The organism is Mycobacterium parmense (assembly GCF_010730575.1).
Lineage (GTDB): Bacteria > Actinomycetota > Actinomycetes > Mycobacteriales > Mycobacteriaceae > Mycobacterium > Mycobacterium parmense.
Map to the genome: position 1 here is coordinate 4,543,039 of NZ_AP022614.1, position 26,260 is coordinate 4,569,298.

Annotated in this window: 23 protein-coding genes and 1 tRNA gene; 13 read left to right on the forward strand and 11 right to left on the reverse strand. The window is 72.1% G+C overall.

Annotated elements, in window-relative coordinates; translation table 11 throughout:
• Positions 1-4 precede the first annotated feature (4 nt).
• Positions 5-970, forward strand: coding sequence for an L-histidine N(alpha)-methyltransferase (egtD, locus tag G6N48_RS21010; RefSeq protein WP_085267122.1), 966 nt, complete (start codon positions 5-7; stop codon positions 968-970).
• Positions 967-2,106, forward strand: a complete 1,140-nt coding sequence (gene egtE / locus G6N48_RS21015) for an ergothioneine biosynthesis PLP-dependent enzyme EgtE (protein WP_085267123.1) — start codon at positions 967-969, stop codon at positions 2,104-2,106. The genes egtD and egtE overlap by 4 nt, the downstream gene beginning before the upstream one ends.
• Before the next feature lie 31 nt (positions 2,107-2,137).
• On the opposite strand, the gene G6N48_RS21020 is transcribed toward egtE, so the two are convergent.
• Entirely contained in the window at positions 2,138-3,622 is a 1,485-nt protein-coding gene (locus G6N48_RS21020; protein ID WP_085267124.1) for a glutamate--cysteine ligase, read from the reverse strand.
• A gap of 216 nt (positions 3,623-3,838) precedes the next feature.
• Here G6N48_RS21020 and glpK point away from each other — a divergent pair, with 216 nt between their 5' ends.
• Positions 3,839-5,305, forward strand: a complete 1,467-nt coding sequence (gene glpK / locus G6N48_RS21025) for a glycerol kinase GlpK (protein WP_232066814.1) — start codon at positions 3,839-3,841, stop codon at positions 5,303-5,305.
• A 107-nt stretch (positions 5,306-5,412) separates the two neighbouring features.
• On the opposite strand, the gene G6N48_RS21030 is transcribed toward glpK, so the two are convergent.
• Positions 5,413-6,117 carry a PadR family transcriptional regulator gene (locus tag G6N48_RS21030; protein WP_085267126.1) on the reverse strand — a complete coding sequence of 235 codons (705 nt, stop codon included), beginning with the start codon at positions 6,115-6,117 and terminating at the stop codon, positions 5,413-5,415.
• 209 nt (positions 6,118-6,326) lie between these two features.
• Here G6N48_RS21030 and G6N48_RS21035 point away from each other — a divergent pair, with 209 nt between their 5' ends.
• The gene (locus G6N48_RS21035) at positions 6,327-6,716 is read left to right on the forward strand and encodes a hypothetical protein (protein WP_085267127.1); all 390 of its coding nucleotides are present in this window, start codon (positions 6,327-6,329) and stop codon (positions 6,714-6,716) included.
• Here G6N48_RS21035 and G6N48_RS21040 read toward each other — a convergent pair.
• Complete coding sequence (locus G6N48_RS21040; RefSeq protein ID WP_085267128.1) at positions 6,713-7,567, reverse strand: RDD family protein; 855 nt, start codon at positions 7,565-7,567, stop codon at positions 6,713-6,715. The genes G6N48_RS21035 and G6N48_RS21040 overlap by 4 nt on opposite strands.
• Before the next feature lie 25 nt (positions 7,568-7,592).
• Here G6N48_RS21040 and G6N48_RS21045 point away from each other — a divergent pair, with 25 nt between their 5' ends.
• Positions 7,593-8,585, forward strand: coding sequence for a stage II sporulation protein M (locus tag G6N48_RS21045; RefSeq protein ID WP_085267134.1), 993 nt, complete (start codon positions 7,593-7,595; stop codon positions 8,583-8,585).
• Positions 8,586-8,601: 16 nt separating this feature from the next.
• Here G6N48_RS21045 and G6N48_RS21050 read toward each other — a convergent pair whose 3' ends face one another.
• From G6N48_RS21050 to G6N48_RS21070, 5 genes are read right to left on the reverse strand one after another with little or no spacing between them, the layout of a single operon-like run.
• Positions 8,602-9,924 (reverse strand): DUF58 domain-containing protein, encoded by a 1,323-nt coding sequence (locus G6N48_RS21050; protein WP_085267129.1) that lies wholly within the window; start codon positions 9,922-9,924, stop codon positions 8,602-8,604.
• The gene (locus G6N48_RS21055) at positions 9,924-10,919 is read right to left on the reverse strand and encodes an AAA family ATPase (RefSeq protein ID WP_085267130.1); all 996 of its coding nucleotides are present in this window, start codon (positions 10,917-10,919) and stop codon (positions 9,924-9,926) included. Before G6N48_RS21055 ends, G6N48_RS21050 begins: the two co-directional genes overlap by 1 nt.
• Positions 10,916-12,061 carry a DUF4350 domain-containing protein gene (locus G6N48_RS21060; RefSeq protein WP_372511365.1) on the reverse strand — a complete coding sequence of 382 codons (1,146 nt, stop codon included), beginning with the start codon at positions 12,059-12,061 and terminating at the stop codon, positions 10,916-10,918. The genes G6N48_RS21055 and G6N48_RS21060 overlap by 4 nt, the downstream gene beginning before the upstream one ends.
• A complete protein-coding gene (locus tag G6N48_RS21065; RefSeq protein ID WP_085267135.1) occupies positions 12,043-12,696 on the reverse strand; it encodes a DUF4129 domain-containing protein in 654 nt (217 codons plus the stop codon). The genes G6N48_RS21060 and G6N48_RS21065 overlap by 19 nt, the downstream gene beginning before the upstream one ends.
• A 22-nt stretch (positions 12,697-12,718) precedes the next feature.
• The gene (locus G6N48_RS21070; protein ID WP_179969897.1) at positions 12,719-14,017 is read right to left on the reverse strand and encodes a hypothetical protein; all 1,299 of its coding nucleotides are present in this window, start codon (positions 14,015-14,017) and stop codon (positions 12,719-12,721) included.
• Between G6N48_RS21070 and G6N48_RS21075 the strand changes: the two genes are divergently transcribed.
• On the forward strand, positions 14,016-14,480 hold the full coding sequence (locus tag G6N48_RS21075) for a GatB/YqeY domain-containing protein (protein ID WP_085269105.1): 465 nt from the start codon (positions 14,016-14,018) through the stop codon (positions 14,478-14,480). The genes G6N48_RS21070 and G6N48_RS21075 overlap by 2 nt on opposite strands.
• On the opposite strand, the gene G6N48_RS21080 is transcribed toward G6N48_RS21075, so the two are convergent.
• The 3 genes from G6N48_RS21080 to G6N48_RS21090 form a co-directional block, all read right to left on the reverse strand.
• Entirely contained in the window at positions 14,481-16,187 is a 1,707-nt protein-coding gene (locus G6N48_RS21080; RefSeq protein WP_085269106.1) for a SelB domain-containing protein, read from the reverse strand.
• Positions 16,175-17,455 carry an L-seryl-tRNA(Sec) selenium transferase gene (selA, locus tag G6N48_RS21085; RefSeq protein ID WP_085269107.1) on the reverse strand — a complete coding sequence of 427 codons (1,281 nt, stop codon included), beginning with the start codon at positions 17,453-17,455 and terminating at the stop codon, positions 16,175-16,177. Before selA ends, G6N48_RS21080 begins: the two co-directional genes overlap by 13 nt.
• A gap of 18 nt (positions 17,456-17,473) precedes the next feature.
• Positions 17,474-17,568, reverse strand: a tRNA-Sec gene (locus G6N48_RS21090).
• A gap of 28 nt (positions 17,569-17,596) precedes the next feature.
• Here G6N48_RS21090 and selD point away from each other — a divergent pair.
• The 7 genes from selD to G6N48_RS21130 all read left to right on the forward strand — a co-directional run bounded on the left by selD (position 17,597) and on the right by G6N48_RS21130 (position 26,169).
• Entirely contained in the window at positions 17,597-18,589 is a 993-nt protein-coding gene (gene selD / locus G6N48_RS21095) for a selenide, water dikinase SelD (RefSeq protein WP_085269152.1), read from the forward strand.
• A gap of 38 nt (positions 18,590-18,627) precedes the next feature.
• Complete coding sequence (gene fdh / locus G6N48_RS21105; RefSeq protein WP_232066675.1) at positions 18,628-21,957, forward strand: formate dehydrogenase; 3,330 nt, start codon at positions 18,628-18,630, stop codon at positions 21,955-21,957.
• Positions 21,932-22,906, forward strand: a complete 975-nt coding sequence (locus G6N48_RS21110; RefSeq protein WP_085269110.1) for a 4Fe-4S dicluster domain-containing protein — start codon at positions 21,932-21,934, stop codon at positions 22,904-22,906. The genes fdh and G6N48_RS21110 overlap by 26 nt, the downstream gene beginning before the upstream one ends.
• A 4-nt stretch (positions 22,907-22,910) precedes the next feature.
• A complete protein-coding gene (nrfD, locus tag G6N48_RS21115) occupies positions 22,911-23,999 on the forward strand; it encodes an NrfD/PsrC family molybdoenzyme membrane anchor subunit (protein WP_085269111.1) in 1,089 nt (362 codons plus the stop codon).
• A gap of 55 nt (positions 24,000-24,054) precedes the next feature.
• On the forward strand, positions 24,055-25,041 hold the full coding sequence (locus G6N48_RS21120; protein ID WP_085269112.1) for an LLM class F420-dependent oxidoreductase: 987 nt from the start codon (positions 24,055-24,057) through the stop codon (positions 25,039-25,041).
• Between the two features lie 150 nt (positions 25,042-25,191).
• Complete coding sequence (locus G6N48_RS21125; protein WP_085269113.1) at positions 25,192-25,578, forward strand: malate dehydrogenase; 387 nt, start codon at positions 25,192-25,194, stop codon at positions 25,576-25,578.
• 36 nt (positions 25,579-25,614) lie between these two features.
• Entirely contained in the window at positions 25,615-26,169 is a 555-nt protein-coding gene (locus G6N48_RS21130) for a type 1 glutamine amidotransferase domain-containing protein (RefSeq protein WP_085269114.1), read from the forward strand.
• Positions 26,170-26,260: the final 91 nt, after the last annotated feature.

Sequence of the window (26,260 nt, forward strand, 5' to 3'; positions counted from 1 at the left end):
ATTGATGACTCTCTCGCTGTTCAACCACCTCGCCGCAGACTCGGCCTACCACGCGTTGCGCCGCGACGTGTACGACGGCCTGCGCCAAACCCCGAAGACGTTGCCGCCCAAGTGGTTCTATGATTCGGTGGGCAGCGACCTGTTCGACCAGATCACCCGGCTGCCCGAGTACTACCCGACCCGCGCCGAGGCGGAGATCCTGCGTGACCGCGCGGCCGAGGTGGCGTCGGCCAGCCGGGCCGACACGCTGGTCGAACTGGGCAGCGGCACCTCGGAGAAGACCCGCCTGCTGCTCGATGCGCTGCGCGACCGCGGATCCCTGCGCAGGTTCGTCCCGTTCGACGTCGACGCCAGCATCCTGTCGTCGGCCGCGACCGCCATCCAGCAGGAGTACTCGGGTGTCGAAATCCAAGCTGTCTGCGGCGATTTCGAGGAGCACCTGACCGAGATCCCCGCCGGGGGCAGGCGGCTGTTCGTCTTCCTCGGGTCGACCATCGGCAACCTCACGCCCGGCCCGCGCGCGCGGTTCCTCTCCGATCTGTCGTCTCAGATGCGGCCCGGCGACAGCCTGTTGCTGGGCACCGACCTGGTCAAGGACACCGATCGGCTGGTGCGCGCATACGACGACGCCGCGGGGGTGACCGCGGCCTTCAACCGCAACGTGCTCGCGGTCATCAACCGGCAGCTCGACGGCGACTTCGACGTAGACGCCTACCGGCACGTGGCCCGCTGGAACGCCGGCGAGGAGCGCATCGAGATGTGGTTGCGGTCCGACCGCAGCCAGCGGGTGCGGGTGGGCGCGCTGCAGCTGAGCGTCGAGTTCGCCGCCGGCGAGGAGATGCTGACCGAGGTGTCGTGCAAGTTCCGGCCCGACGGGGTGCGCGACGAGCTGGCGGGCGCCGGACTGCGCCGTGTGCGGTGGTGGACCGACAGCGCGGGCGACTTCGGGTTGTCGCTGGCCGTGAGGTGAGCGGGTCGCTGGCCGACCGGTGGCGGGCGGCCCGGCCACCGGCGGCCGGGTTGCACCTGGACAGCGCGGCCTGCTCGCGCCAGAGCCTGGCGGTGATCGAGGCCGCCGCCCGCCACGCCCGCCACGAGTCCGAGGTCGGGGGGTATGTCGCGGCGGAGGCGGCCACGCCGGCGCTCGACGCGGGCCGCGTCGCGTTCGCCGCGCTGTGCGGCATGACCGAGGCCGCGGTGGTGTTCACCACCGGCTCGCTGCACGCGCTGGACCTGCTGCTCGGGGCGTGGCCGAGCGACCGCGGGACGGTAGCCTGCCTGCCCGGCGAATACGGTCCCAACCTGGCGATGATGGCCCTGCACGGGTTCGACCGCCGGCTGCTGCCGACGCTCGGGGACGGCCGCCTGGCGCTCGACGACGCGGCGCTGGCCCTGCAGGCCGATCCGCCCGATCTGGTGCACCTGACCGCGGTCGCCAGCCACAGCGGCGTGGTGCAGCCGCTGCCGATGATCGCCCGGCTGTGCCGCGAGTTGGGGGTGCCGCTGGTCGTCGACGCCGCCCAGGCGCTGGGCCACGTGGACTGCGCGGTGGGTGCCGACGTGACCTACTCGTCGTCGCGCAAGTGGATCGCGGGACCGCGCGGCGTCGGGATGCTCGCGGTGCGCCGCGACCTGATGGAGCGGTTGCGTCCGAGGCTGGCCACCCCGGAGTGGGCGGCCCGGGCGGCCGTGGCCCGGCAACTGGAAGTCGGCGAGGCCAATGTCGCCGCGCGCGTAGGCTTTTCGGCGGCGCTGGGGGAGCACCTGGCGTGCGGACCGGAGTCGGTGCGCGAGCGCCTGGCCGAGTTGGGGCGCGTCAGCCGGATGGCGCTGGCCGACGTGGCGGGCTGGGTGGTGGTCGAGGAGGCCGACGAGCCCAGCGCCATCACCACCCTGGCGCCGGTCGACGGCGCCGACCCGCAGGCGGTGCGGGACTGGCTGCTGGCCGAGCGCCGGATCCTGACCACGTTCGTCGCGGTGCCGCGGGCGCCGCTCGAGTTGGCCGGCCCGCTGCTGCGGATCTCGCCGCACGTGGACAGCACGCCCGAGGACCTGCAGACCTTCGCCGAGGCGCTGATCGCCGCGACGGCGGCCCGGCAGCGATGAGCCCCGGCCTACCCGGGCCGGCGCGGTTGTTCTACAGCCCCCAGGTGTGCACCGGCCGGTTGGCGTGCATGTGCCCGCAGTAGCGCCGCAGCATCTCGGCCAGCGCCGCGCGGCGGGTCATCCCGCCTTTCTCCAGCGAACGCACCGTGGCCACCTGCCAACTGGCGCCGTTGCGGCCCGCCTCGGCCCGGCCCTGCACGACGCCGAGAAACCGCTCGCGCACGTCGTCGTCGACACCCCAGCGGCGCAGCCCATCGTGCGCGATAGGCAGCAGCGTGCCCAGCACCAGTTCGCGTGCGCTCACCTCGCCCAGGCCGGGCCAGCTCAGCCGCGCGTCGATGCCGTGGCGCGCGGCCTCGAGGAAGTTATGGTGCGCCACAGCGAAATCCATCGTCGACCACACCGGGGACGGCGCCTCGGACAACCCGCGCAGCGCGCCGTAGAAGAAGGCCGAATTCGCCAGCATGTCGACGACCGTCGGCCCTGCCGGCAGCACCCGGTTCTCCAGCCGCAGGTGCGGGCGCTTGACCCCGTCGGCCTCCAGCACGTCATAGACCGGCCGGTTCCACCGGTACACGGTGCCGTTGTGCAGGCGCAGTTCGGACAGCTGGGGGGCGCGCCCGGCGGCCAGCTCGGCCACGGGGTCCTCGTCGGACACCTCGGGCAACAGGGACGGAAAGTAGCGCAGGTTCTCCCGGTAGAGGTCGAGGACGGAGTCGATCCACCGCTCGCCGAACCACACCCGCGGCCGCACACCTCGGGCCTTGAGGTCGTCGGACCGGGTGTCGGTGGACTGCGCGAACACCTCGATTCGGGTCTCCGACCACAGCCGGTGGGCGAAGAAGAACGGCGAGTTGGCGCCCAGTGCCAGCTGGGGGCCGGCCAGCGCCTGCGCGGCGTTCCAGTTGGCGGCGAAATCCTCGGGGGCCAGCTGCAGATGCAATTGCATGCTGGTGCAGGCGGATTCGGGCGCGATCGAGGCGGCTTGCCAGCTCAGGGGCTCGGGGCCGGAGATGTTGATCGGGATCTCCTCGCCGCGGGCGGAGAAGATCGAGTCGTTGAGGGCGGTGTAGCGCGCCGACTCGCTCATCCAGCCGGTGTCGAGGTGTTCGGGCATCAGCGTGGGCAGGATGCCGATCATGACGATGTGGGCCCCGCCTTCGCTCGCCTTGATCTCGGCGTCGTTGAGGCTGGCGCGCACCTCGGCCTCGAGGTCGAGGCCGGTATGGCCGGGTAGGGGGCGGGGCGGCACGTTGAATTCGATGTTGTAGGCGCCTAATTCGGACTGGTAAGCCGGATCGGCGATGGCGTCGAGCACGTCACGGTTGGACATGGCCGGCTGATAATCGGAGTCGACGAGGTTGCACTCGATCTCCATGCCGGTGAGGGGCCGGTCGGACTCGAAGCGTGACTGGGCCAGCATCGTCTCCAAGACGTCCAGACACAGCTGCACTTTGCGCCGGTATTCCCGCCGATCGGAGCGGTTATACGTGGTGCGCTTGACCTCGTCGCCCACCCCCCGATGCAACAGGGTCGACGGCGTCGGCGCAAGGGCGACGCGCTGACGTGCGGCATCGTCCGGCGCCGAAACGCGCGGGCCACCTGGGTGTCCGACGGTGGCGGGGTAGACCATCATGGACCGGGAAACGTTTCCCACGGGTGGAGGAGAGCAGTGGCAGGGTCCGCCGAATTCGTCGCCGCCATCGATCAGGGCACCACCAGCACCCGCTGCATGATCTTCGACCACGGCGGTGCCGAAGTGGCCCGCCACCAGCTCGAGCACGAACAGATCCTGCCCCGCGCCGGCTGGGTGGAACACGACCCGGTGGAGATCTGGGAGCGCACGTCGTCGGTGCTGCTGTCGGTGCTCAACCGCGCCAACCTGACCGCGGAAAACCTTGCTGCGCTGGGTATCACGAACCAACGGGAAACCACGCTGGTGTGGAACCGGCGCACCGGGCGGCCGTACTACAACGCGATCGTCTGGCAGGACACCCGCACCGACCGCATCGCGTCGGCGCTGCAGCGCGACGGGCGCGGGGAGGTGATCCGCCGCAAGGCGGGCCTGCCGCCGGCGCCCTACTTCTCCGGCGGCAAGCTGCAGTGGATCCTGGACAACGTCGACGGGGTGCGCGCGGCGGCCGAGAGCGGCGACGCCGTGTTCGGCACGGCCGACACCTGGCTGCTGTGGAACCTGACCGGGGGGCCGCGGGGCGGCGTGCACGTCACCGACGTGACCAACGCCAGCCGGACCATGCTGATGGACCTCGAGACGCTGGACTGGGACGACGAGCTGTTGTCGTTCTTCTCTATTCCGAGGGCCATGCTGCCGGCGATCGCGCCGTCGTCGCCGCTGCAGCCTTATGGGGTCACGCTCGACGGGGGGCCCGTCGGCGGCGAGGTCCCGATCACCGGAGTCCTGGGCGACCAGCACGCGGCGATGGTGGGGCAGGTGTGCCTGGGCGAGGGCGAGGCCAAAAACACCTACGGCACCGGCAATTTCCTGCTGCTCAACACCGGCGAGACCATCGTGCGGTCCGGCAACGGGTTGCTGACCACCGTCTGCTACCAGTTCGGCGACGCGAAACCCGTTTACGCGCTTGAGGGTTCGATCGCCGTCACCGGCGCGGCGGTGCAGTGGCTGCGCGATCAGCTGGGCGTCATCAGCGGCGCCGCGCAGAGTGAGGCGCTGGCGCGACAGGTCACCGACAACGGCGGCGTGTATTTCGTGCCGGCGTTCTCCGGGTTGTTCGCCCCGTATTGGCGATCGGACGCCCGCGGCGCCATCGTGGGGCTGTCACGGTTCAACACCAACGCCCATCTCGCTCGCGCGACTCTGGAGGCGATCTGCTACCAGAGCCGCGACGTGGTGGAGGCGATGGCGGCGGATTCCGGTGTGCGCCTTGAAGAATTGAAGGTCGACGGCGGTGTCACCGGCAACGACCTGTGCATGCAGATTCAGGCCGACGTGCTGGGCGTCGACGTGGTGCGGCCCGTGGTCGCCGAGACCACCGCGCTGGGGGCGGCCTACGCGGCCGGGCTGGCGGTCGGGTTCTGGGCCGACCCGTCGGAGTTGCGCGCCAATTGGCGCGAGGACAGGCGCTGGACGCCGCGCTGGGACGACGACGAGCGCGCCGCCGGGTATGCGGGTTGGCACAAGGCGGTCCAGCGGACGCTGGACTGGGTCGACGTGACCTGACCGCCCGGCCGCGAGGCCTGGGCCGCCCGGCCGCGAGCGCGCGTGTCTGTACGTCGACACGCCGGTACGGGCGCACATTTGCGCGCGCTCGCGGCACGGGGAGGGGATCAGTCCTCGCCGAGGATTCCGTAGATTTCGCGTCGCGCGTTGTTGAGGAGTTCGACGATGCGCTGCTGTTGTTCGGCGGTGGCGGTGTGCGCGGACTGCGCAACCGCTCCGAACAGCTGGCCCGCGGCCGCCCGCAGGTTCATGTGGCCGGGGTCGGCGCCTTCGGCGATCTCGTCCCAGGGCGGGGTCTCGACCTTCTCGGCCGCCGCCCGGCCCTCCTCGGTCAGCTCGAACAGCTTCTTGCTGCCCTCGCTCTCGCGGGCGGTGATCAGGCCCTCGTCGTCCAGCAGCTGCAGCGTCGGGTACACCGAACCGGGGCTGGGCTTCCAGATCCCGTCGCTGCGCTCCGCGATCTGCTGGATCATCTCGTAGCCGTGCATCGGCCGCTCGGCCAGCAGCACCAGGATCGCCGCGCGGACGTCACCGCGACGCCCGCGGCCAGGGCCGCCACGACGCCATCCGCCGCGTCGCCCGCCGGGCCCGAAGCCGCCGGGCCCGAAACCGAAGTTGAAGCCGGGACCGAAGCCCGGACCGAATCCCATCGGGCCATCATGCCCGCCGTGCTCGCGAAGGTGCTCGAAGAATTCCTGGCGGGCCGCCCGCCGGGCACCGTGCAGGGCACGACGCTGGGCCGGGCCGGGTCCGAAGCCGAAGCCGGGCCGTCCGGTGAACGGCCCGTCGCCAGGAGTGAAGGTGTGGTTCATGGTGATTCCTTACGTGTGGGCGAAGCACCCCGTGTGCTTCGAACCATCACGATATATCGAAAACTATCGACGATGCAACGTCCGGCCGTGATGGCGATGTCCGAACGGGCAGTGAACTGGGGTTTCGTGCGCACCTCGACTCTCGGCGACTCTCGGCGGACGCTCGCGGCGCCGTTTGCACCAGCCGGCTGGCGGGTAGCACCCCCACGATGAACGCCGACGACACCAACCTGAAGGCCGGCGCTGCGCCCGGCGCGGCGGCGCCCGCGTCCCTCGACGGCGGCCGCGGCCGCAACGTGCGGCCGTGGGTCAACTGGGGACTGGCGCTGGCGACGGTGCCGGCGGCCGCGATCGTGATGCTGTTCGCGCTCGGCGCGGTCATGAGCACCGACGGCTGCGGCACGGGCAACTGCCCGAACCTGGGGCGCGGCGGCATCGACTTCGGCGTCGCGTTCTACGGCGCGCCTCTGGTCGCCTTCGTCGTCATCGTCATCTCGTTCTTCACGGCCAAACGACGCGGCGGAATCGTGGTTCCGCTGGCCGGCTGGGCACTGCTGATCGCCGACGTCGTCCTGATGGCGGCGACCGTCTCCGGCTAGCGCGGCGGTGTGAAGCCGCCCGCGGGGGTCCCCGGTCCCGGCGGTACGGTCGGCACCCCGGGTTGCCACGGCGGCGCGCCGAGCGGTGGCCAGGGTGCCGGCGGGCCGAAAGCCGGTCGCAGGCGCGCGAGTTCGCGACGATGACGTTCGGCCAGCACGGCGGCCAGCACGAGTTCCGGCGGCGCGCCCTGCGGTGGCGGCGGCGCGATGCGCGCCACCACCTCACCCGCGATCCGGTAGCCCATCTGCCGTCGCAGTGCTGGATCGAGTTGCGTTGCCCTGGAAAGGAACTGGCGGGCCACTTCCGCCTGGCCGGGGTCCAGGCCGGACAGCTGCAGCGACGACGCCCACCACGCCAGCGCCGGCGGCATCACCGGCGGCGGCCCCGGCCGGGGCCCGCGCTCGCTGACCACCACCGTGCCCGCGAAGATGTCGCCGACCCGCTTCGCCTTCGACGACAAGATGCTGCAGACGACGGCGGGGCTGCCGAGGAACATCCAGATCTCCACCACCGACGCCAACGCGCGAAACAGCGCCTGCCGGAAGCGCTCCGGGCCGCCGTCGTCGGACACCACCCGCAAGCCCATCACGATCTTTCCCACCGACCGGCCCCGCGTCGCGGTCTCGAACACCAGGGGATAGCCCACGATCACCAGCACGGTGAAGATGATGAGCACGGCGGTGCTCAGCGCGCTGTCGAACTCGGTCAGGGTGGCCGCCCACAGCAGCAGCCCGACGACATAGCCGACGAAGATCACCCCGATGTCGATCAGCGCGCCGACGGCCCGCACCGGCAACTGGGCGATCTGCACGTCGAGCACCACGGCGTCCCCGGTCACCACCTCCGACATAACACCGAACGGTACCCTGCCCAGGGTGGACGTCGACGCATTCGTGCTGACCCATCGCGGGGCCTGGGACCGTCTCGAGGAGTTGGTCAAGCGGCGCAGGTCGCTGACCGGCGCCGAGGTCGACGAACTCGTCGAGCTCTACCAGCGGGTCTCCACGCACCTGTCGATGCTGCGTTCCGCCTCGTCGGATTCCCTGCTGATCGGCCGGCTCTCGAGCCTGGTGGCGCGCGCGAGGTCGGTGGTGACCGGCGCCCACGCGCCGCTGAGCCGGACGTTCGTCCGGTTCTGGACGGTGTCGTTCCCGGTGGCCGCCTATCGTGGCCGGTGGTGGTGGCTCGGCACGGCGCTGGCGTTCCTGGCCACCGTGGTGGTCATCGCGCTGTGGGTGGCCGGCAATCCCGAGGTGCAGTCGGCCGTCGGAACACCAAGCGACATCGACCAATTGGTGAATCACGACGTGGCGTCCTACTACAGCGAGCACCCCGCCGCGGCGTTCGCCCTGCAGGTCTGGGTGAACAACGCGTGGGTGTCCGCGCAGTGCATCGCAATGGCCGTCGTGCTGGGGTTGCCGATCCCGATCGTGTTGTTCAACAACGCCGCCAACGTCGGGCTGATCGCCGGGTTGATGTTCCAGGCCGGCAAGGGCGGCGTCCTGCTGGGCCTGCTGGCGCCGCACGGGCTGCTGGAGCTCACGGCGGTCTTCCTCGCCGGCGCGACGGGGATGCGGCTGGGCTGGTCGGTGATCTCACCGGGCGACCGGCCGCGCGGCCAGGTGCTCGCCGAGCAGGGCCGCGCCGTCGTGGCGGTGGCCGTCGGGCTGGTGGCGGTGCTGCTGGTCTCCGGCCTGATCGAGGCATTGGTCACGCCGTCGCCGCTGCCGACTCCCGTCCGGGTCGGCATCGGGGTCCTGGCCGAGCTGCTCTTTCTCGGTTACATCGGCTATTTCGGCCGGCGCGCCGCGCTGGCCGGCGAAACCGGCGACATCGAGGACGCGCCCGACGTGGTGCCGACGGCCTGAGCCAGGGCGGCGAAAGTCACAGCCGCCCGGTCGCTTTCATCGCCAGGTAGCAGTCGGCCAGCGCGGGCGCCAGCTCGGCGGGCGGGGCGTCGACGACTTCCACGCCGCTGCGCCGCAGCCGCGCCGCGATCGCGCGGCGGTCGTTGCGTGATTTTTCGGCCGCCGCGGCGTCGTACACGGCGGCCGCGTCGGACCGGCCGGCGGCCAGCTCGTCGACGCGCGGGTCGGCAACAGCGGCGAGAAGCAGGTGGTGGCGCGAGGACAGCTGCGGCAGGACAGGCAGCAGCCCCTCGTCGAGGGCGGTCGCGTTGAGGTCGGTCAGCAGCACCACCAGCGACCGGCGCCGGGCGCGTCTGGCCACGGTGGCAACCATTGCGCGCCAATCGGATTCCACAAGCGCGGATTCCAGCGGCGCCATCGCCTCGACCAGCTGGGCGAGCAGCTCGGTGCGCGACGCGCCGAACACCCCGGCGCGGGTCACCCGGTCGTGGGCGAGGAAGTCGACGTGGTCGCCGGCCCGCGACGCCAGCGCCGCGAGCAGCAGCGCGGCGTCCATGGACCAGTCCAGCCGGGGCCACCCCGCGGGGTCGGCAGCCGTGGGGTCGACGCCGACGCGCCCGGCCGCGGTGCGCCCGGTGTCGAGCACGATCACCACGCGGCGGTCGCGTTCGGGTCGCCAGGTGCGCACCACCACGTCGCCGCGGCGGGCGGTGGCGCGCCAGTCGATGGAGCGGACGTCGTCGCCGACGACATAGTTGCGCAGCGAGTCGAATTCGGTGCCCTGGCCGCGGATCAGCGTCGGCAGCAGCCCGTCGATCTCCCGCAGCTTGGCGAGCCGCGACGGTAGGTGCTTGCGGGACAAGAACGGTGGCAACACCCGGAGCTGTCCGGGCACCGGGCGTGACGCCTGCCGTCCTGCCAGTCCCAGCGGCCCGATCGAGCGGGCAGTGACCGCGGCCGCGCGCTGGTCGCCGCGGCGGACCGGCCGCAACGCGGTGCGCAGCTGCTGTCGTTGCCCGGCCGGGATGTCGACCGGTTGGTTGCGCGGGTGCGCGCGGGCGCTGGGCGGCCAGGCGTCGCGGATCTGGCCGCGAAACCGGCGGCGGCCGTCGTTGTGGACCAGCAGGCCGGCGTCCACCTCCTGGGCGAGACGGGCCGAGCGGTCGGGCGAACGGGCGTAGCGCAGGCCGCCCGGTCCGGCCGCCAGGGCGACATCCAGGGCCACGGCGATCAGCAGCACCCCCAGCAGCGCCGCGAAAGCCGTTGCCGGCCACGGGGACAACGCGATGGGTAGGATGCAGATCAGCGCGACCAGCCCGGCGCGTCCGGTCAGGATCACTAGCGCGGCACCGGAACCGACGCCAGGATTCCGTCCAGCACACCGTCGGGCGTGGCGCCTTCGAGCTCGGCTTCCGGGCGCAGCATCACCCGGTGGCGCAGCGTGGGGCGGGCCATCGCCTTGACGTCGTCGGGGGTGACGTAGTTGCGGCCGGACAGCCACGCCCAGGACCGGGCGGTGCCCAGCAGGGCGGTCGCGCCGCGCGGCGAAACCCCGAGCTGCAGGGCGGGAGACGAGCGGGTGGCCCCGACGATGTCGACGATGTACCCCAGGACCTCGTCGGCGACCCGCACCCCGCGCACCGCCTCGCGGCCGGCCGCCAGCTCGGCGGGTCCGGCGACCGGCCTGATCGCGGACAGGTCGCGCGGGTCGAAGCCGTGCGCGTGCCGGTGCAGGATGGCGATCTCGGCGTCACGCGGCGGCAGCGTGACGTTGAGCTTGAGCAGGAAGCGGTCCAGCTGCGCTTCGGGCAGCTGGTAGGTGCCCTCGTATTCGACGGGGTTCTGGGTGGCGGCGACGATGAACGGGTCGGGCAGCGGCCGGGGTTCGCCGTCCACGCTGACCTGCCGCTCCTCCATCGCCTCGAGCAGCGCGGCCTGGGTCTTGGGCGGGGTCCGGTTGATCTCGTCGGCCAGCAGCAGGTTGGTGAACACCGGCCCGGGCCGGAACACGAAAGCCGCGGTGCGCGCGTCGTACACCAGCGACCCCGTGACGTCGCCGGGCATCAGGTCCGGGGTGAACTGCACCCGCTTGAATTCGAGGCTCAGCGCCGCGGCCAGGGCCCGGACGAGCAGCGTCTTGGCCACCCCCGGAACGCCTTCCAGCAGCACGTGGCCGCGACACAGCAGCGCGATCACCAGGCCGCTGACGACGCCCTCCTGGCCGACGACGGCCTTGGCGAGCTCGGCCCGCAACGCCAGCAGCGCGTCGCGGGCGGATTCAGCGGTGGGCGTCGAGGCGGTGTCCGCTTGCGGCGCGGAAGGGGACTGCGTCACGTGTGGGTGACCTGCCTTTCGATGTCGTCGAGCGCACGGGCAAGTTGTAGCAGTTCGTGGTCGGAGGCCGGAGGCGGACCGAACAGGTGGTAGGAAACCAGGCCCGGGTCGGCTCCGGGCGGACCCGACGAGCGCCGGGCCACGGTGCCCACCACCGCCGCGGGCGAGGCCCCCGCGGCCAGGCCCAGCCGGGGCAGCAGACGCGCCAGGGTGGCCGCCCGCAGCGCCGCGGCGGCCCGGTCGCGCGCCCGGCGGGACCGGTAGAGCCGGCCGCGGCCCTCGACGGTCTCCGACGCGCGAACCACGACGGGCAGCTCCTCGGCCACCAGCCGTCCGAGCCGGCGGCCCTTCCACAGGGCCACCAGCAGCACGACCACACAGAGCTGCCAGAACGCCCACGTCGCGTTCGGCGGGATCATGTCGAACACCGACGCCGAGGCCGACGACTCGCCTTCGACGTGATGCGGTGCGTACCAGACGAGCCGGGGCCGGTCGCCCGCGAGGTTCATCGCCAGCGCGGCGTTGCCCGCCTGTGCCAGGCCGCCGTTGGTCATGAAGTCGGTGCTGCCGACCGCGGTGATCGTCCGCCCGCCGTCGCGGATCCGGATCAGCACCCCGCCGTAGCATCGGGTGATCGTGCGCCCCTTGGCGGCGCGGAACGTGTCGCTCGGCCCGAACCGGACCGGCCCGGCCCGATCGGCTTCCCGCAGTGTGCAATTCGGGTCGCTGTCGAAGGTGTCGGCGGCCGAGACGCGGATGCCGGGCAGCAGCGCCTGGCGGGTTCGCGCGGTCGGCTCCACCAGCAGCAGGTCGCCGGGCACCTCGGCCAGCCGGCCGACCAGCTCGTCGCTGAGGAACTGGCTCTGCGCCACCAGGACCAGGGTGTCGGGGCGCGCCGCCCGTTCGACGTCTTCGATGCCGTTCGCCACCACGACGTCGACGCCGCCGGCGCGCAGCAGGGCCACCAGCGCGTGGGCGCCGTCGGGATCGGTAGACCCCGGATCCATGCGCGCGCCGGGGCGCGGCGCGGTGATGTAGGTGCTGACCCCGACCACCAGTACCAGCGCAGCGATGGTCAGGGCTATCAGGCCCCAGGAGCGCCGCGACCGCATTCGCTGCGCCATCACCGCACCTGGGCCCAGGAGTCGGCGGACACGGGCCGGCCGGCCGCCGTCGCCGCGGCCGGCGACCGCGACCGCAGGTGGTCGTCGAGGTCGGCGACCAGCTGGTAGGAGTCCCGGGTCCCGGGCTGCTCGCCGTAGGTCACGTCGTTGAAAGCCGTTGCCGCTTCGGATAATTCGCCGGCCAAATGGGGCAGCACCGTGCCGGCGTCGCGCGCGAGCTCGTTGGCGGTGCGGCCGGGCGCGGGCGCGAGCACGCCGGTCTCCTCCAGCTGACGGGCGACGGCCCGCAATCGATGGCGGATCGCTGCGGCCCAATCACCTTCTGCAGCAAAGTCTTTCGCGATATCGCGGTGTTGGGCGGCGGTGAGTTGCGCGGCGTCGAACAACAGGTGGTCGCCGCCGCGCCTGGTGCGCAGGGTGCGCCGGGCGATGCGGACACCCACCACCACGGCGACGAAGAGCAGGATGAGGAGCACCGTCACGGTGAACCACCCGCCGGGTATGGCGGCCGTCTTCTGCAGCAGCCGGTAGATCAACTCGTCGAGCCACTCGACGAGCTTTTGCGCCGCGGAGCCTTTGGAGTAGATCGGCTTGTCGAGTTCGGCCTGCGCGGCCCGGTGCGCGGCGTCGCGGTCGATGTCGATGGAGGGCACGGTCACACCCCTTGGTCGGTGCTCACGCGGGCCGGGTCAGCCACAGGTTGTCCGTCGAGGCGACCGCGTAGGGGCCCCGGGCGGCGCCGGTCTGCAAGACGAGGTCGAACGCCTCGGCGCGCATGCGACGGTCGGTGTAGAGCAACACGATGACCCCGGCGTTGAAGGGCGCGGTGACGATCTGCCCGATTGCCGACCCCAGGGACGCGACGACGTTGCCCAGCAACAGGATTGCGAACGATCCAGAGGACATCGCGGCGCCCAGCGCCAGCTGGCTGGCGATGGTGAAGGGCGCGGCGATGGCGCTCGCGACGACCGTCGTCACCAGGAACGTCAGCGCGCGGATGCCCAGGACGCGCCAGAATCCGTTGCGAATCAACGCGAATGACCGGGCGATCGCATCCATGACCGGCAGCCGCTCGAGCACGATCAGCACGGGCGCGAACAGGACCCCGGTGTACAGATACACCAGCCCCGCGATCAGCAGCAGCGCGAGCGGGAGGCCGGCCACCACCGCGACCGCGGCGTTGCCGATCGCCGCGAGCAACGCGACCGCCACGGCCACCAGCCCGAGCAGGGCCGCGAGCACCACGGCTTCCAGCAGCGCCAGGGCGAGCAACGGCAGCAACCGGCCCCGGATCTTGGCCCAGGTTTCGCCGATGGTGATCGTCGCGCCGAACACCGCCCGCCCGACGATGACGGTGAGCATTCCGGACAGCAGCATGCCGCCCAGCCAGGTGATCAAGAGGCCGGCCGCCGAGGATCCCAGCCAGGCGCCGATGAAACCGGAGCTCAGCTGGTCCGGCGTGTCGGTGATGGCCCCGCGGTAGGCGGCCAGCGGCCCGAGCGCCGCAACCAGCGACACGATCTGCATGACGATGACCACCATCGCGGTCAGTCCCAGCGTCGCCTGGGGATTGGTCCGGATGTAGCCGACCGCGCCGTTGAAGATCTCGCTCAACGTCAAGGGGCGCAGCGGGATGATCCCGGGCCGCAACGCGGCCGTGAACGGTTGCGGCGGGCCGTAATACCCGGGCGTGGGACCGTACGCGGGGGGAGGGCCGTAATAGCCGGGCGGGGGCCCGTATGCGGGGGGAGGGCCGTAATAGCCGGGCGGGGGGCCGAGAGACGGGGATGGGCCGGAAGCGGGCGGGGGGCCGTAGGCCGGAGGCGGGCCGATCGGGTAGCCAGGCGGGGGCGCGCTCACCGTGTTCCGCGGCCTTGCAAGCCGGGCCCGTCGTTCGTCATGGGGTCCATCCTGTCGGCGGTGTGGGCATTTCTCAATCATGTCGGGTGCCGCGGCGCGTAGCGTCACAGCCATGGCGGAACTCAAAGCCCGGCTGCGCGCGGACCTCACCCAGGCGATGAAGTCTCAGGACAAGCTGCGGACGGCGACGTTGCGCATGTTGCTCGCCGCGATCCAGACCGAGGAGGTCTCCGGCAAGCAGGCGAAGGACCTCACCGACGACGAGGTCATCAAGGTGCTGGCCAGGGAGTCCCGCAAGCGCGGAGAGGCGGCCGAGATCTACACCCAGAACGGCCGGGGGGACCTCGCCGCCACCGAGCACGCCGAGGCGCGGGTCATCGACGACTATCTGCCCACCCCACTCACCGAGGCCGAGCTGGCCGACGTGGCCGACACCGCGATCGCGCAGGTCGCCGAGGAGATCGGCGAACGGCCGGGCATCAAGCAGATGGGCATGGTGATGAAGGCCGCCACCGCGATCGCGGCGGGCAAAGCCGACGGTGCGAGGCTGTCGGCGGCGGTCAAAGAGCGCCTGTAGCTAACTCGGCGAGACGACGACCGTTCGCGTGCTGTCGCCGGCGCGCCGCGTGACGCGCCGGGCATCCAGCTGCTCGAGCAGCGGCACCGCGACCCGGCGGGTGGTCCCGAGCGCGCGGCGCGCCTCGCTGACCGTGAACGGCTGCCGCAGCGTCGCCAGGACGGCGGCCGCGCGCTCGAACGCGCCGGGCCCCAGCACCACCCCGTCGGCGATCCGGGTCAGCCGCCCGGCGCGCACCGCCGCGGCCAGCTCGCGGGGCCCCAGCTTCAGCTCGGCCAACTCGTCGGCCTCCGGCGCTCGAAACGGCTCGGCGGCCAGCCACTCCTCGAGCGTGCGCAGGGCCTTGTCCACCCGCGCCGGCAGGTCCGCGCCCGGCACGCGCACCACCCCGTCGGCAACCTGAAGGCCGGTGCCCTCGAGCAGCCCCGACACCAACTCCGCCGCGGGCAACCCCGCGCGCTGCCGCAACGTCTCCAGCGGCATGCCCGCCGCGATGTCGTGATCGTCCGCCCAGCGCCGCACCGTGGCGGTCGCGGCCTCGCGCCGGGCGGCCCACCACTGCGGGTCCACCATCCAGTCGCCCACCCGGAGGCCGACGGGCGGCAGCCCCATGGCCCGCAGCTCGGCCACCGGGGCGCACTCGGGCGGGGGGACCCGGCCCGTCGCCAGCTCCGCGGCCCGCTCGCGAGCCGCGCCCCTGCGGCGCAACGCGGGCGGCCGGACGTCGAGCACCTCGATGCCGGCCGCGATCCGGTGCTCCCCGGGGTCGCGCAGCAGCCCGACATCCCCGACCCGCAGCGGCAGCGGCGTGGCCAGGCGCAGCCGCGCCGCCGCCGTTCCCAGTTGACGGACCTGCGCCGGCACGGCCGCGGACCCGATGTGCAGGACGAGCCGGCGGTGCAGGGTGTCCGCAGAGCGCAGCGACACGTCGACCTCGGCGGTGTCCAGCCAGGCGCCCGGTGTCCGGACCGCGTCGCCGCGGCCGATGTCCCTGCGGTCGACACCGCGCAGGTTCAGCGCGACGCGCGCCACCGCGCCGAGCGCCGCCCGGTCGCGGCCCAGCGATTGCAGCCCGCGGACCGTGACGCGCCGGCCGGCGTGTTCCAGCTCGTCGCCCACCCGGATCGTGCCCGCCGCCAGGGTGCCGGTCACCACGGTGCCCGCACCCCGCACGGTGAAGCTCCGGTCGACCCACAGCCGCACGTCGGCGCCCGGGTCCGGGGCCGGGAGTCGGCCGGTCAGCGCCGACAGCTCCGTGCGCACCCGGTCCAGGTCGGTGCCGATCGCGACGGGGGCGCCCGCGAGCGAGCTGGCGGCGAACCGCTCGGACACCTGGGCGACGGCCGGCCCGGGGTCGGCGAGGTCGGCCTTGCTGATGACCACCAGGCCGTGGCGCACCCCGAGGGCGTCCAGGGCCGCCAGGTGCTCTTCGGACTGCGGCATCCAGCCCTCGGTGGCGGCGACGACGAACATCACCGCCGGGACCGGTCCGGCCCCGGCCAGCATGTTGGCCACGAAGCGCTGGTGGCCCGGGACGTCGACGAACGCCAACTGACGCCCGTCGACCTCGGTCCAGGCGAAGCCCAGGTCGATGGTCAGGCCGCGGCGTTGTTCCTCGGCCAGCCGGTCGGGCCACATGCCGGTGAGCCGGTGCAACAGGGTGGTCTTGCCGTGGTCGACGTGCCCGGCGGTGGCTAGGACGAACACGCCCGCACCGCCGCCACCAGCAGCTCGTCGTCCTCGGGCGCGACCGTGCGCAGATCCAGCAGGCAGCGGCCCGCCTCCAGCCGGCCGACGACCGGCGGGCTGCCCCTACGCAGCGCGGCGGCGTAGGGCTCGGGCAGGCTCACCCCGGCGCTGGGCAGTTCGACGCCCGGCGCCCCGCCGCCGCCGACGGCCGCGACGCAGTCCACCGCGACCGCGCCGGGCAGCGCCGCGGCGACGCGCTCGGCGCGGGCGCGCAGCTGCGCCACGTCGGCGGCCAGCGCCCGGGCCACCGGTGGTGGCGGCCCCACCAGGGTCGCCTCCAGCGCGGCCAGCGTCAGCTTGTCCACCCGTAGGGCGCGCGCCGCCGGGTGCCGGCGCAGCCGGTCGATCAGCGCGGCGTCGCCCAGCAGCAGGCCGGCCTGCGGGCCGCCGAGCAGCTTGTCACCGCTGGCGGTGACCAGGTCCGCGCCGGCGCGCAGCGCCGACGTCGCGTCCGGCTCGTCGGGCAGCGCCGGGTGCGGGGTCAGCAGCCCGGAGCCGATGTCCACCACGAGCGGGACGTCGAGACCCGCCAGCTCGGTGACGCTCACCGCCGAGGTGAACCCGCTGAGGCGGAAGTTCGACGGGTGCACCTTCAGCACGAAGCCGGTGTCGGGCCCGATCGCCTCGGCGTAGTCGCGCAGCGCGGTGCGGTTGGTGGTGCCGACCTCGCGCAGCCGCGCACCGGTGCACGCCAGCAGATCCGGGATCCGGAAGCCGTCACCGATTTCGACGAGTTCGCCCCGGCTGATCACGATCTCGCGGTCGGGCGCCAGCGTCAGCGCGGTCAGCAGCAGCGCGGCCGCGTTGTTGTTGACCACGTGCACGCCGCCGGCGGCCGGGACCGCGCGGGCCAGCGCCGCCAGCGCGCCCCGGCCCCGCCGCGCGCGCCGCCCGGTCTGCAGGTCGAACTCGACGTCCGTGGTGCCGGCCGCGGCGATCAACGCGTCGAGCGCTGCCCCCGACAGCGGCGCCCGGCCCAGGTTGGTGTGCACCACGACACCGGTGGCGTTGACGACGGGCCGCAGGCTCGACGCGGTGGCGGGCAGCGCGGCGACGGCGCATTCGGCGACCCGGTCGGGCTCGATCTCACCGGCGCGGGCCCGCTGCTGCGCGTCGGCGATCACGGCCTTCACCAGCGCGCGGCCCAGCACGCGCTGCGCCTCGAGAAGGCGGGGATCGGCGAGCAGGGTGTCGGTGCCCGGCACCCGGCGGCGCGGGTCGCTCATGCCGCACCCCAGGGAGCATGGCGGAGGCGGACGGGAATCGAACCCGCCAGCGGCAGCGTCTGCCGTTCGACGGTTTTGAAGACCGCGCCGGTCACCAGACCGGACACGCCTCCCTGGACCATGCGGACAATTATGGACGCCATGACCTATCGCCTCACCCAGTACGCCCACGGCGGCGGCTGCGCGTGCAAGATCCCGCCCGCCGAGCTCGAGGACGTCATCGGCGGTCTCGGGGTGGTCGCGCCGCGCGACCCGGCCGGGGAGCTGCTGGTGGGGCTGGACGGCGGTGACGACGCCGCGGTGGTGCGCCTCGAAAACGGCACGGCGCTGATCGCGACGACGGATTTCTTCACGCCGGTGGTGGACGACGCCTACGACTGGGGCCGGATCGCGGCCACCAACGCGCTGTCGGACGTGTACGCGATGGGCGGGCGCCCGGTGGTCGCGGTGAACCTGCTGGGCTGGCCGCGCGACGTGTTGCCGTTCGAGCTGGCGGCCGAGACGCTGCGCGGCGGGATGGACGTCTGCGCGCTGGCCGGCTGCCACCTGGCCGGCGGGCACAGCGTCGACGACCCGGAACCCAAATACGGGCTGGCGGTCACCGGGATCGCGGACCCGAACCGGTTGCTGCGCAACAACTCCGGCAAGGCGGGTACGCCGCTGTCGCTGACCAAGCCGCTCGGGGTCGGCGTGCTGAACGCCAGGCACAAGGCCACCGGCGAGCGCTTCGAGCAGGCGATCGAGGTGATGACCACCCTCAACGCCGCGGCGGCCGGCGCGGCGCTGGCGGCCGGCGTCGAATGTGCAACGGACATCACGGGTTTCGGTCTGCTGGGACACCTGCACAAGCTGGCGCGGGCCAGCGGCGTCACGGCGGTGATCGAGTCGGCGGCGGTGCCCTACCTGGAGGGCGCGCGCGAGGCGCTGGCGGCCGGCTACGTCAGCGGCGGCACCCGGCGAAACCTCGACTGGGTCGCGCCGCACGCCGACCTGGCGCGGATCGGCGAGGACGACGCTTTGCTGCTCGCCGACGCGCAGACCTCGGGCGGCCTGCTGATCGCCGGGGAGATCCCCGGAGCGCCCGTCATCGGGGAGCTGACGGCGCGCCGCGAGCACACCATCGTGGTCCGCTGACCGGGTGCGGTATCGCGGTGACGCACTAGGGTGAGGGAATGGCACTGCCGAAGATCTTCCTGGAATGGCCCGTCGTGCGTCAGTGGCGTTCACCGGACAAGCTCGGCCGCGGCTCGGCGGTGACCTCCAGGCACACCCGCGCCGTCACCCCGCGCACCACGACGGCCGACCGGGTCGTGCAGAGCATCTGCCCGTACTGCGCCGTGGGATGCGGTCAGCGCGTGTACGTCAAGGACGAGCGCGTCGTCCAGATCGAGGGCGACCCCGACTCCCCGATCTCGCGAGGCCGGCTGTGCCCCAAGGGTTCCGCGAGCGAACAACTGGTGAATTCGCCGGGCCGGCAGCACCACGTGCTCTACCGCGCGCCGCGGGCGACGCAGTGGCAGCCCCTCGAGCTGGACACCGCGATCGACATGATCGCCGACCGCTTCCTGGAGGCCCGCCGCAACAGCTGGCAGGACATCGACAAGAAGGGCAACCTGCTGCGCCGCACCATGGGCATCGCCGCGCTCGGCGGGGCCACGCTGGACAACGAGGAGAACTATCTCATCAAGAAGTTGTTCACGGCCGCGGGCGCCATCCAGATCGAGAACCAAGCCCGTATTTGACACTCCGCCACGGTTCCCGGTCTGGGAGCCTCCTTCGGGCGCGGCGGCGCCACCCAGTCACTGCAAGACATGGCCAATGCCGACTGCATCGTCATCCAGGGCTCCAACATGGCCGAGTGCCACCCGGTGGGATTCCAGTGGGTCGAGGAGGCCAGGGCGCGGGGCGCGCGGATCATCCACGTCGACCCGCGGTTCACCCGGACGTCGGCGGTGTCGGACCGGCACATCCCGATCCGGGCCGGGTCGGACGTGGTGCTGCTCGGCGCCCTGATCAACCACGTCCTTGCCAATGATCTCTGGTTCAAGGAGTACGTGGTCGCCTACACCAACGCCGCGACGCTGATCAACGAGGACTTCAGGGACGCCGAGGACCTCGGCGGTCTGTTCTCCGGCTTCGACCCGCAGACCGGCCAGTACGACACGTCGACGTGGGCCTACGAGGAGGAAGGCAACGGTCAGGTCGAGTCCGCCGGCGGCGGCCACACGCACGGTGCCACCGCCTCGGACAGCGCGGCCGGTCACCAGCAGGGCAGCGGAGGTCCGCCGCTCGCGCACGCCCGCGTGAAGCGCGACGAGACCCTGCAGCACCCGCGAACGGTCTTCCAGATCGTCAAGCGCCACTACGGCCGCTACACCCCGCAGATGGTCACCGAGGTGTGCGGCATCAGCCGCGAGGACTTCGACTACCTCGCGCGCAGTATCGTCGAGAACTCCGGGCGCGAGCGCACCACCTGCTTCGCGTACGCCGTCGGATGGACGCAGCACACCCTCGGTGCCCAATTCATCCGCACCGCAACCATTCTGCAGCTCCTGCTGGGCAACGTCGGCCGGCCCGGCAGCGGCATCATGGCGCTGCGCGGACACGCCACCATCCAGGGCTCCACCGACATCCCCACGCTGTTCAACCTGCTGCCCGGGTACCTGCCGATGCCCAAGGCGGGCATGCACGACACGCTGGACGCCTATCTCAATGCGGTCGGGTCGAAGAGACAGAAGGGCTTCTGGGCCAACGCCGACGCCTACACGGTCAGCCTGCTCAAGGCGTGGTGGGGCGAGGCGGCCACCGAGGACAACGACTGGGCGTACGACTACCTGCCGCGTCTGACCGGCCCGCACGGCACCTACCAGACCCTGATGGGAATGCTGGACGACGAGGTCCAGGGCTACTTCCTGCTGGGCCAGAACCCCGCGGTCGGCTCGGCCCACGGCCGGTTGCAGCGGCTCGGCATGGCCCACCTCAAGTGGCTGGTGGTGCGCGATCTCAACCTCATCGAGTCGGCCACCTGGTGGAAGGACGGGCCGGAGATCGCGTCGGGCGAACTGAAGACCGAGGAGATCGAGACCGAGGTGTTCTTCCTGCCGGCGGCCACCCACGTGGAGAAGGCCGGGTCGTTCACCCAGACCCAGCGGCTGGTGCAGTGGCGGCACAAGGCCGTCGAGCCGCCCGGTCAGTGCCAGAGCGAGTTGCAGTTCTTCTTCGAGCTGGGCAAGCGGATCCGGCAGCGGCTGGCCGGTTCGACCGACGAGCGCGACCGGCCGCTGCTGGACCTGACGTGGGACTACCCGACCGACGAGCACGGCGAGCCAGACGGCGAGGCCGTGCTGGCCGAGATCAACGGCTATCACCTCTCCAACACCGCCGGCCCGAACGCGCGAAAGCCGTTGTCGTCGTACACCGAGATGCGCGCCGACGGGTCGACCGCGGGCGGCTGCTGGATCTACACCGGCGTCTACGCCGGCGCCACCAACCAGGCCGCGCGCCGCGTTCCCCACGGGGGCCCGTCACCGAGCCAGCAGGAATGGGGCTGGGCGTGGCCCGCCGACCGCCGGATCCTCTACAACCGCGCCTCCGCCGACCCGGACGGCAAGCCGTGGAGCGAGCGCAAGCGCTACATCTGGTGGGACGACACCCAACAGCGTTGGGTCGGCTACGACGTGGCCGACTTCCCGGCCGACCGGGCGCCGGGCAGCCGGCCCGATCCCGACGTCGGCGGCCCCGACGCGCTCGCCGGCGACGACCCGTTCGTCATGCAGGCCGACGGCAAGGGCTGGCTGTTCGCTCCGAAGGGTGTCGTCGACGGGCCGCTGCCCACGCACTACGAGCCCCAGGAATCCCCGGTGGCCAACGCGCTGTATCCCCAGCAGCAGAATCCGGCGCGAATCACGTTCCCGCGCAAGGACAATCTCAGCGCACCCAGCGCCGGTGAACCCGGGGCCGAGGTCTACCCCTACGTGTTCACCACCTACCGGCTCACCGAGCACCACACCGCCGGCGGGATGAGCCGGTGGCTGCCCTATCTCTCGGAGCTGCAGCCCGAGATGTTCTGCGAGGTGTCCAAGGAGCTGGCGGCCGAACGCGGACTCGAGCCCTACGGGTGGGCCACCATCGTCTCGCCGCGCGCGGCGATCGAAGCCCGCGTGCTGGTCACCGCGCGCCTGGCGCCGCTGGTGGTCGGCGGCCGCACGGTGCACCAGATCGGCCTGCCGTATCACTGGGGCGTGGGGGGCGACGCGGTGGTCAGCGGGGACGCCGCCAACGACCTCCTCGGCATTACGCTCGACCCCAACGTGCAGATCCAGGAGTCCAAGGCCGGGTCCTGCGACATCCGGCCCGGGCGCCGCCCGCAGGGTGAGGAACTGCTGCGCCTGATCGCCGACTACCAATCCCGTTCGGGCGCAACGGCCGAGACCGGCAACACACGACTGAGCGACGCCGTCTGGAAAGGGGGAGCCGATGGGGCTGCTGAGCGGTCCGAGTGACCCGGCCACCGACGCCGGCTGGGTCGACCCGAAGCCGCGCAAGGGGTTCTTCACCGACACCTCGATCTGCATCGGCTGCAAGGCGTGCGAGGTGGCCTGCAAGGAGTGGAACCGCAACCCGCGCGACGGCGACCTGGAGCTGCTGGGTTCGTCCTACGACAACACGGGCGCGTTGGGCGCCAGCACGTGGCGGCACGTGGCGTTCATCGAGCAGGGCCGGGACCGGATCGCGCAGGCACGCGATTCCGGCCGCGCCCTGATCGATCTGGGGATGCCGGCGCTTCCCGGTGCCGGCGCGGGCGGCGAACCCGTCGCGCCGCCGCACACGCCGGAGTTCCGGTGGCTGATGTCCTCGGACGTGTGCAAGCACTGCACGCACGCCGGCTGCCTGGACGTCTGCCCGACGGGTGCGTTGTTCCGCACCGAGTTCGGCACCGTCGTCGTGCAGGACGACGTCTGCAACGGCTGCGGCACCTGCGTGGCGGGCTGCCCGTTCGGGGTGGTCGAGCGCCGCAGCGACGGCACGTACGCGACGCCGGTGGACCGGCCCGGCCGGCCCGCCGAGAAGTTCGTCACGGGCGTCGCGCAGAAGTGCACCCTGTGCTACGACCGGCTGGTCGAAGACCAGATCCCGGCCTGCGCCCAGACCTGCCCCACCACGTCGATCAAGTTCGGCGACCACGACGACCTGGTGGTCACGGCGCGGGAACGGGTCGCCGCCCTGCACGCGCAGGGCCTCACCGAGGCGCGCCTCTACGGCGCCAACGAGTTCGACGGCGTCGGGGGCACCGGTTCGGTCTTCCTGCTGCTCGACGAGCCGGAGGTGTACGGGCTGCCGCCGGACCCGCGGGTCTGCACGGCCGACCTGCCGCAGATGTTCAAGCGCGCGGGGGTGGCGGCGGCCGGGATGGTCGCCGCCGCCGCGCTGGCGTTCTGGAAGGGCCGGTAGCCGGGTGAGCACCTCCGAATACGACAGCCTGCGCCCGCCCGAGCCCGAGGGCGGCCGGCGCCGCGGCCGCAGGCGGTCCGGCCGCCGGGGCGGCAGAAACGACGGCTCACGTGAGATGCCGATGGTCCCCGAGGCCGAGTTCAGCTCCTATTACGGGCGTCCGGTGATCAAGCCCCCACCGTGGGAGGCCGAGGTGGGCGCCTACCTGTTCCTGGGCGGCGTGGCGGGCGGCTCCGGTCTGCTGGCCGCCGGCGCGCAGCTCACCGGTCGGGAGGCATTGCGCCGCAACACCCGCCTGACCGGGTTCGTGGCGGTGCTGCTGAGCCTGGCCGCCCTGGTCAAGGACCTGGGCCGGCCGGAGCGCTTCCTGAACATGCTGCGCACATTCAAGCCGACGTCGCCGATGAACCTGGGCTCCTGGATCCTGAGCGCCTACAGCGCCGGCCTGTCGGTCGCCGCCGCCTCGGAGATCGACCGGATGACCGGCAGCCGGCTCCCGTTGGGCCCGTTGCGCCCGGTCCTGCGCGGCGTGGAGGGCCCGGCCGGGCTGGAGGCCGCGGTGCTCGCGGCGCCGCTGGCCGTCTACACCGCGGTGCTGCTGGCCGACACCGCCATCCCGACCTGGAACGCCGCCCACGAGGACCTGCCGTTCGTGTTCGTCAGCTCGGCGAGCCTGGCGGCGTCGGGGCTGGCGATGGTCACCACGCCGGTGGCCGAGGCGGGCCCGGCCCGCGTGCTGGCCGTCCTGGGCGTGCTGGGTGACCTGGTGGCGACGAGGGTGATGGAACGGCGGATGGACCCGGTGGCCGCCGAACCGCTCCATCACGGCCGCCCGGGCCACATGCTGCGCTACAGCGAACGACTGGTGATCGCCGGCGGGCTGGGGACGCTGCTCGGCGGTCGCAACCGCGGGGTCGCGGTGGTGTCCGGCCTGGCGCTGGCGACGGCGTCGGCCCTGACCCGGTTCGGCGTGTTCGAGGCGGGTAAGGAATCGGCCCGCCACCCGCGTTACACGATCGAGCCGCAGAAGCGCAGGCTCGCGGCCCGCCGGTCGGCCGGCATCACCGGCGACTCGATCACCACCGCGGGCTGAGCCCCTTACGGGGTCGCCCGTTTTGCACCGCCCGCACCAGGGTACGTATGCGCCTATGACCAATTTCGGCTACACGCTGATGACCGAGCAGAGTGGTCCCAAAGACCTTGTCTCCTACGCGGTTTCGGCCGAAGAGCGCGGATTCGACTTCGAAGTGTGCAGCGATCACTTCTCGCCGTGGCTGACCTCGCAGGGGCACGCGCCCAACGCCTGGACGGTCCTCGGTGCGGTGGCGCACGCCACCCGCCGGGTGGACCTCTACACCTACGTGACCTGCCCGACGATGCGGTACCACCCGGCCGTGGTCGCCCAGCAGGCCGCCACGCTGCAGATTCTCGCCGACGGCCGGTTCACCCTGGGCCTGGGCAGCGGCGAGAACCTCAACGAACACGTCGTCGGCAAGGGCTGGCCCACCGTGGCGCGCCGGCAGGAGATGCTGCGCGAGGCCATCGAGATCATCCGCGAGCTGTTCAGCGGCGAGCTGGTGGACTGGCGGGGGGAGTACTACCAGGTCGACTCTGCCCGGCTGTGGGACGTTCCCGAGGTCCCCGTCGGCATCGCGGTGGCGATCGGCGGAGAGAGGGCCATCGACAAATTCGTCAAGCTCGCCGACCACTTCGTCGCCGTCGAACCGGACAAGGAACTGGTCGACGCGTGGCACGCCGCCCGCCAGGTGGCCAACGACGGCCAGGCCGGCCGCGTCGTCGGGCAGATACCAGTGTCCTGGGACCCGGACCGCGACGCCGCGATGCAGCGCGCCCACGACCAGTTCCGCTGGTTCGCCGGGGGGTGGAAGGTCAACGCCGACCTGCCGACGCCGGCCGGATTCGCCGGCGCGACGCAGTTCGTGCGACCCGAGGATGTGGCCGAGACCATCCCCTGCGGCCCGGACCTCGACGCCATCGTCGAGGCCGTCCGGCCGTACTGGGAAGCCGGGTTCACCGACATCGCGCTGGTCCAGATCGGCGGACAGACTCAGGAGAGGTTTCTCAAGGAGGCCGCCGAGCCCTTGCTGGAGGCGCTGCGCTCGGCAGCAAACTGAGCCCGACGTTTGGGTGCTGCCCGCACGGGTATCCGGGCACCATCGCGCATCGGCGGTCGACACCGTCGGTCCAGGCGCAGAAATTCAAAAGCGGGTGCGGCACAGCGGTTATTGAGGGGCCCCTCGCCGGGGCGGAGCGGGGAGTCGAGGATGACGGAGCCAAGCACCAGCACCGCAACGTTGGTGAAGACGCTCGGGGGAGCCAGCGTAGGGCTGGGATTGGCGGAGTTGGTCGCACCCCACAAGGTCGCGGCGGTGGCGGGTGTCGACGACACCACCCGGTCGCGCAACATCATCCGCGGGCTGGGTCTTCGCGAATGCGGCCATGGCGCAGCACTGTTGGGCGGTCCCCAGAAGCTGGTGTGGACGAGGGTGGCCGGCGACGTCCTCGATGTCGCGCTGCTGGCGGCCGGGGTGGCCGCGCGCGGCCGCGGCCGGCGCCGGCGGGGCTTGATCTCGGCCGCGCTGCTCGCCGGCATCGGCGGTCTCGACCTGTACACCGCGTTGCGGACCACCGGCAACGGGTCCGGCCGATAAGGCGGCCGCCCGGCTAACCGTAAAGGAAGATCAGCGATGTCGAATACTTTGCAAGGCAAGAAGATCGCGTTCTTGGCCGCCGACGGTGTGGAGAAGGTGGAGCTCGAGCGACCACGGGCGGCGCTGGAAGACGCCGGCGCCCGGGTCGAGCTCCTTTCGCTCGAGAAGGGCGAAATCCAGGCCCGCAACCATGATCTCGAACCGGCGGGCACGTTCGCCGTGGACCGTGCGGTGTCGGCCTCGGCGGTCGGCGACTACGACGGCCTGGTGCTGCCCGGCGGCACGGTGAACCCCGACAAGCTCCGCCTGGACGACTCCGCCGTGGCGTTCGTGCGCGACTTCGTCGACTCCGGCAAGCCGGTCGCCGCGATCTGTCACGGCCCCTGGACCCTGGTGGAAGCGGGGGTGGCCAAAGGGCGAAGGCTCACCTCGTATCCCAGCATCCGCACCGACCTTCGTAACGCCGGCGCCGACGTCGTCGACGAAGAGGTGGTGGTCGACGGAAACCTGATCACCAGCCGCTCGCCGTCGGACCTCGACGCGTTCTGCGCGACGATCATCGAGCAGTTAGCCCACGCCCCCGCGGGTTAGCCGCAAACGTTTCTGGGCTGGTCGGTTTGAATGCACCGGTTTGCGGGCATCAGTCAGGCGCAGTCGGAGATCGCTGCGGCGATCCGTCGAA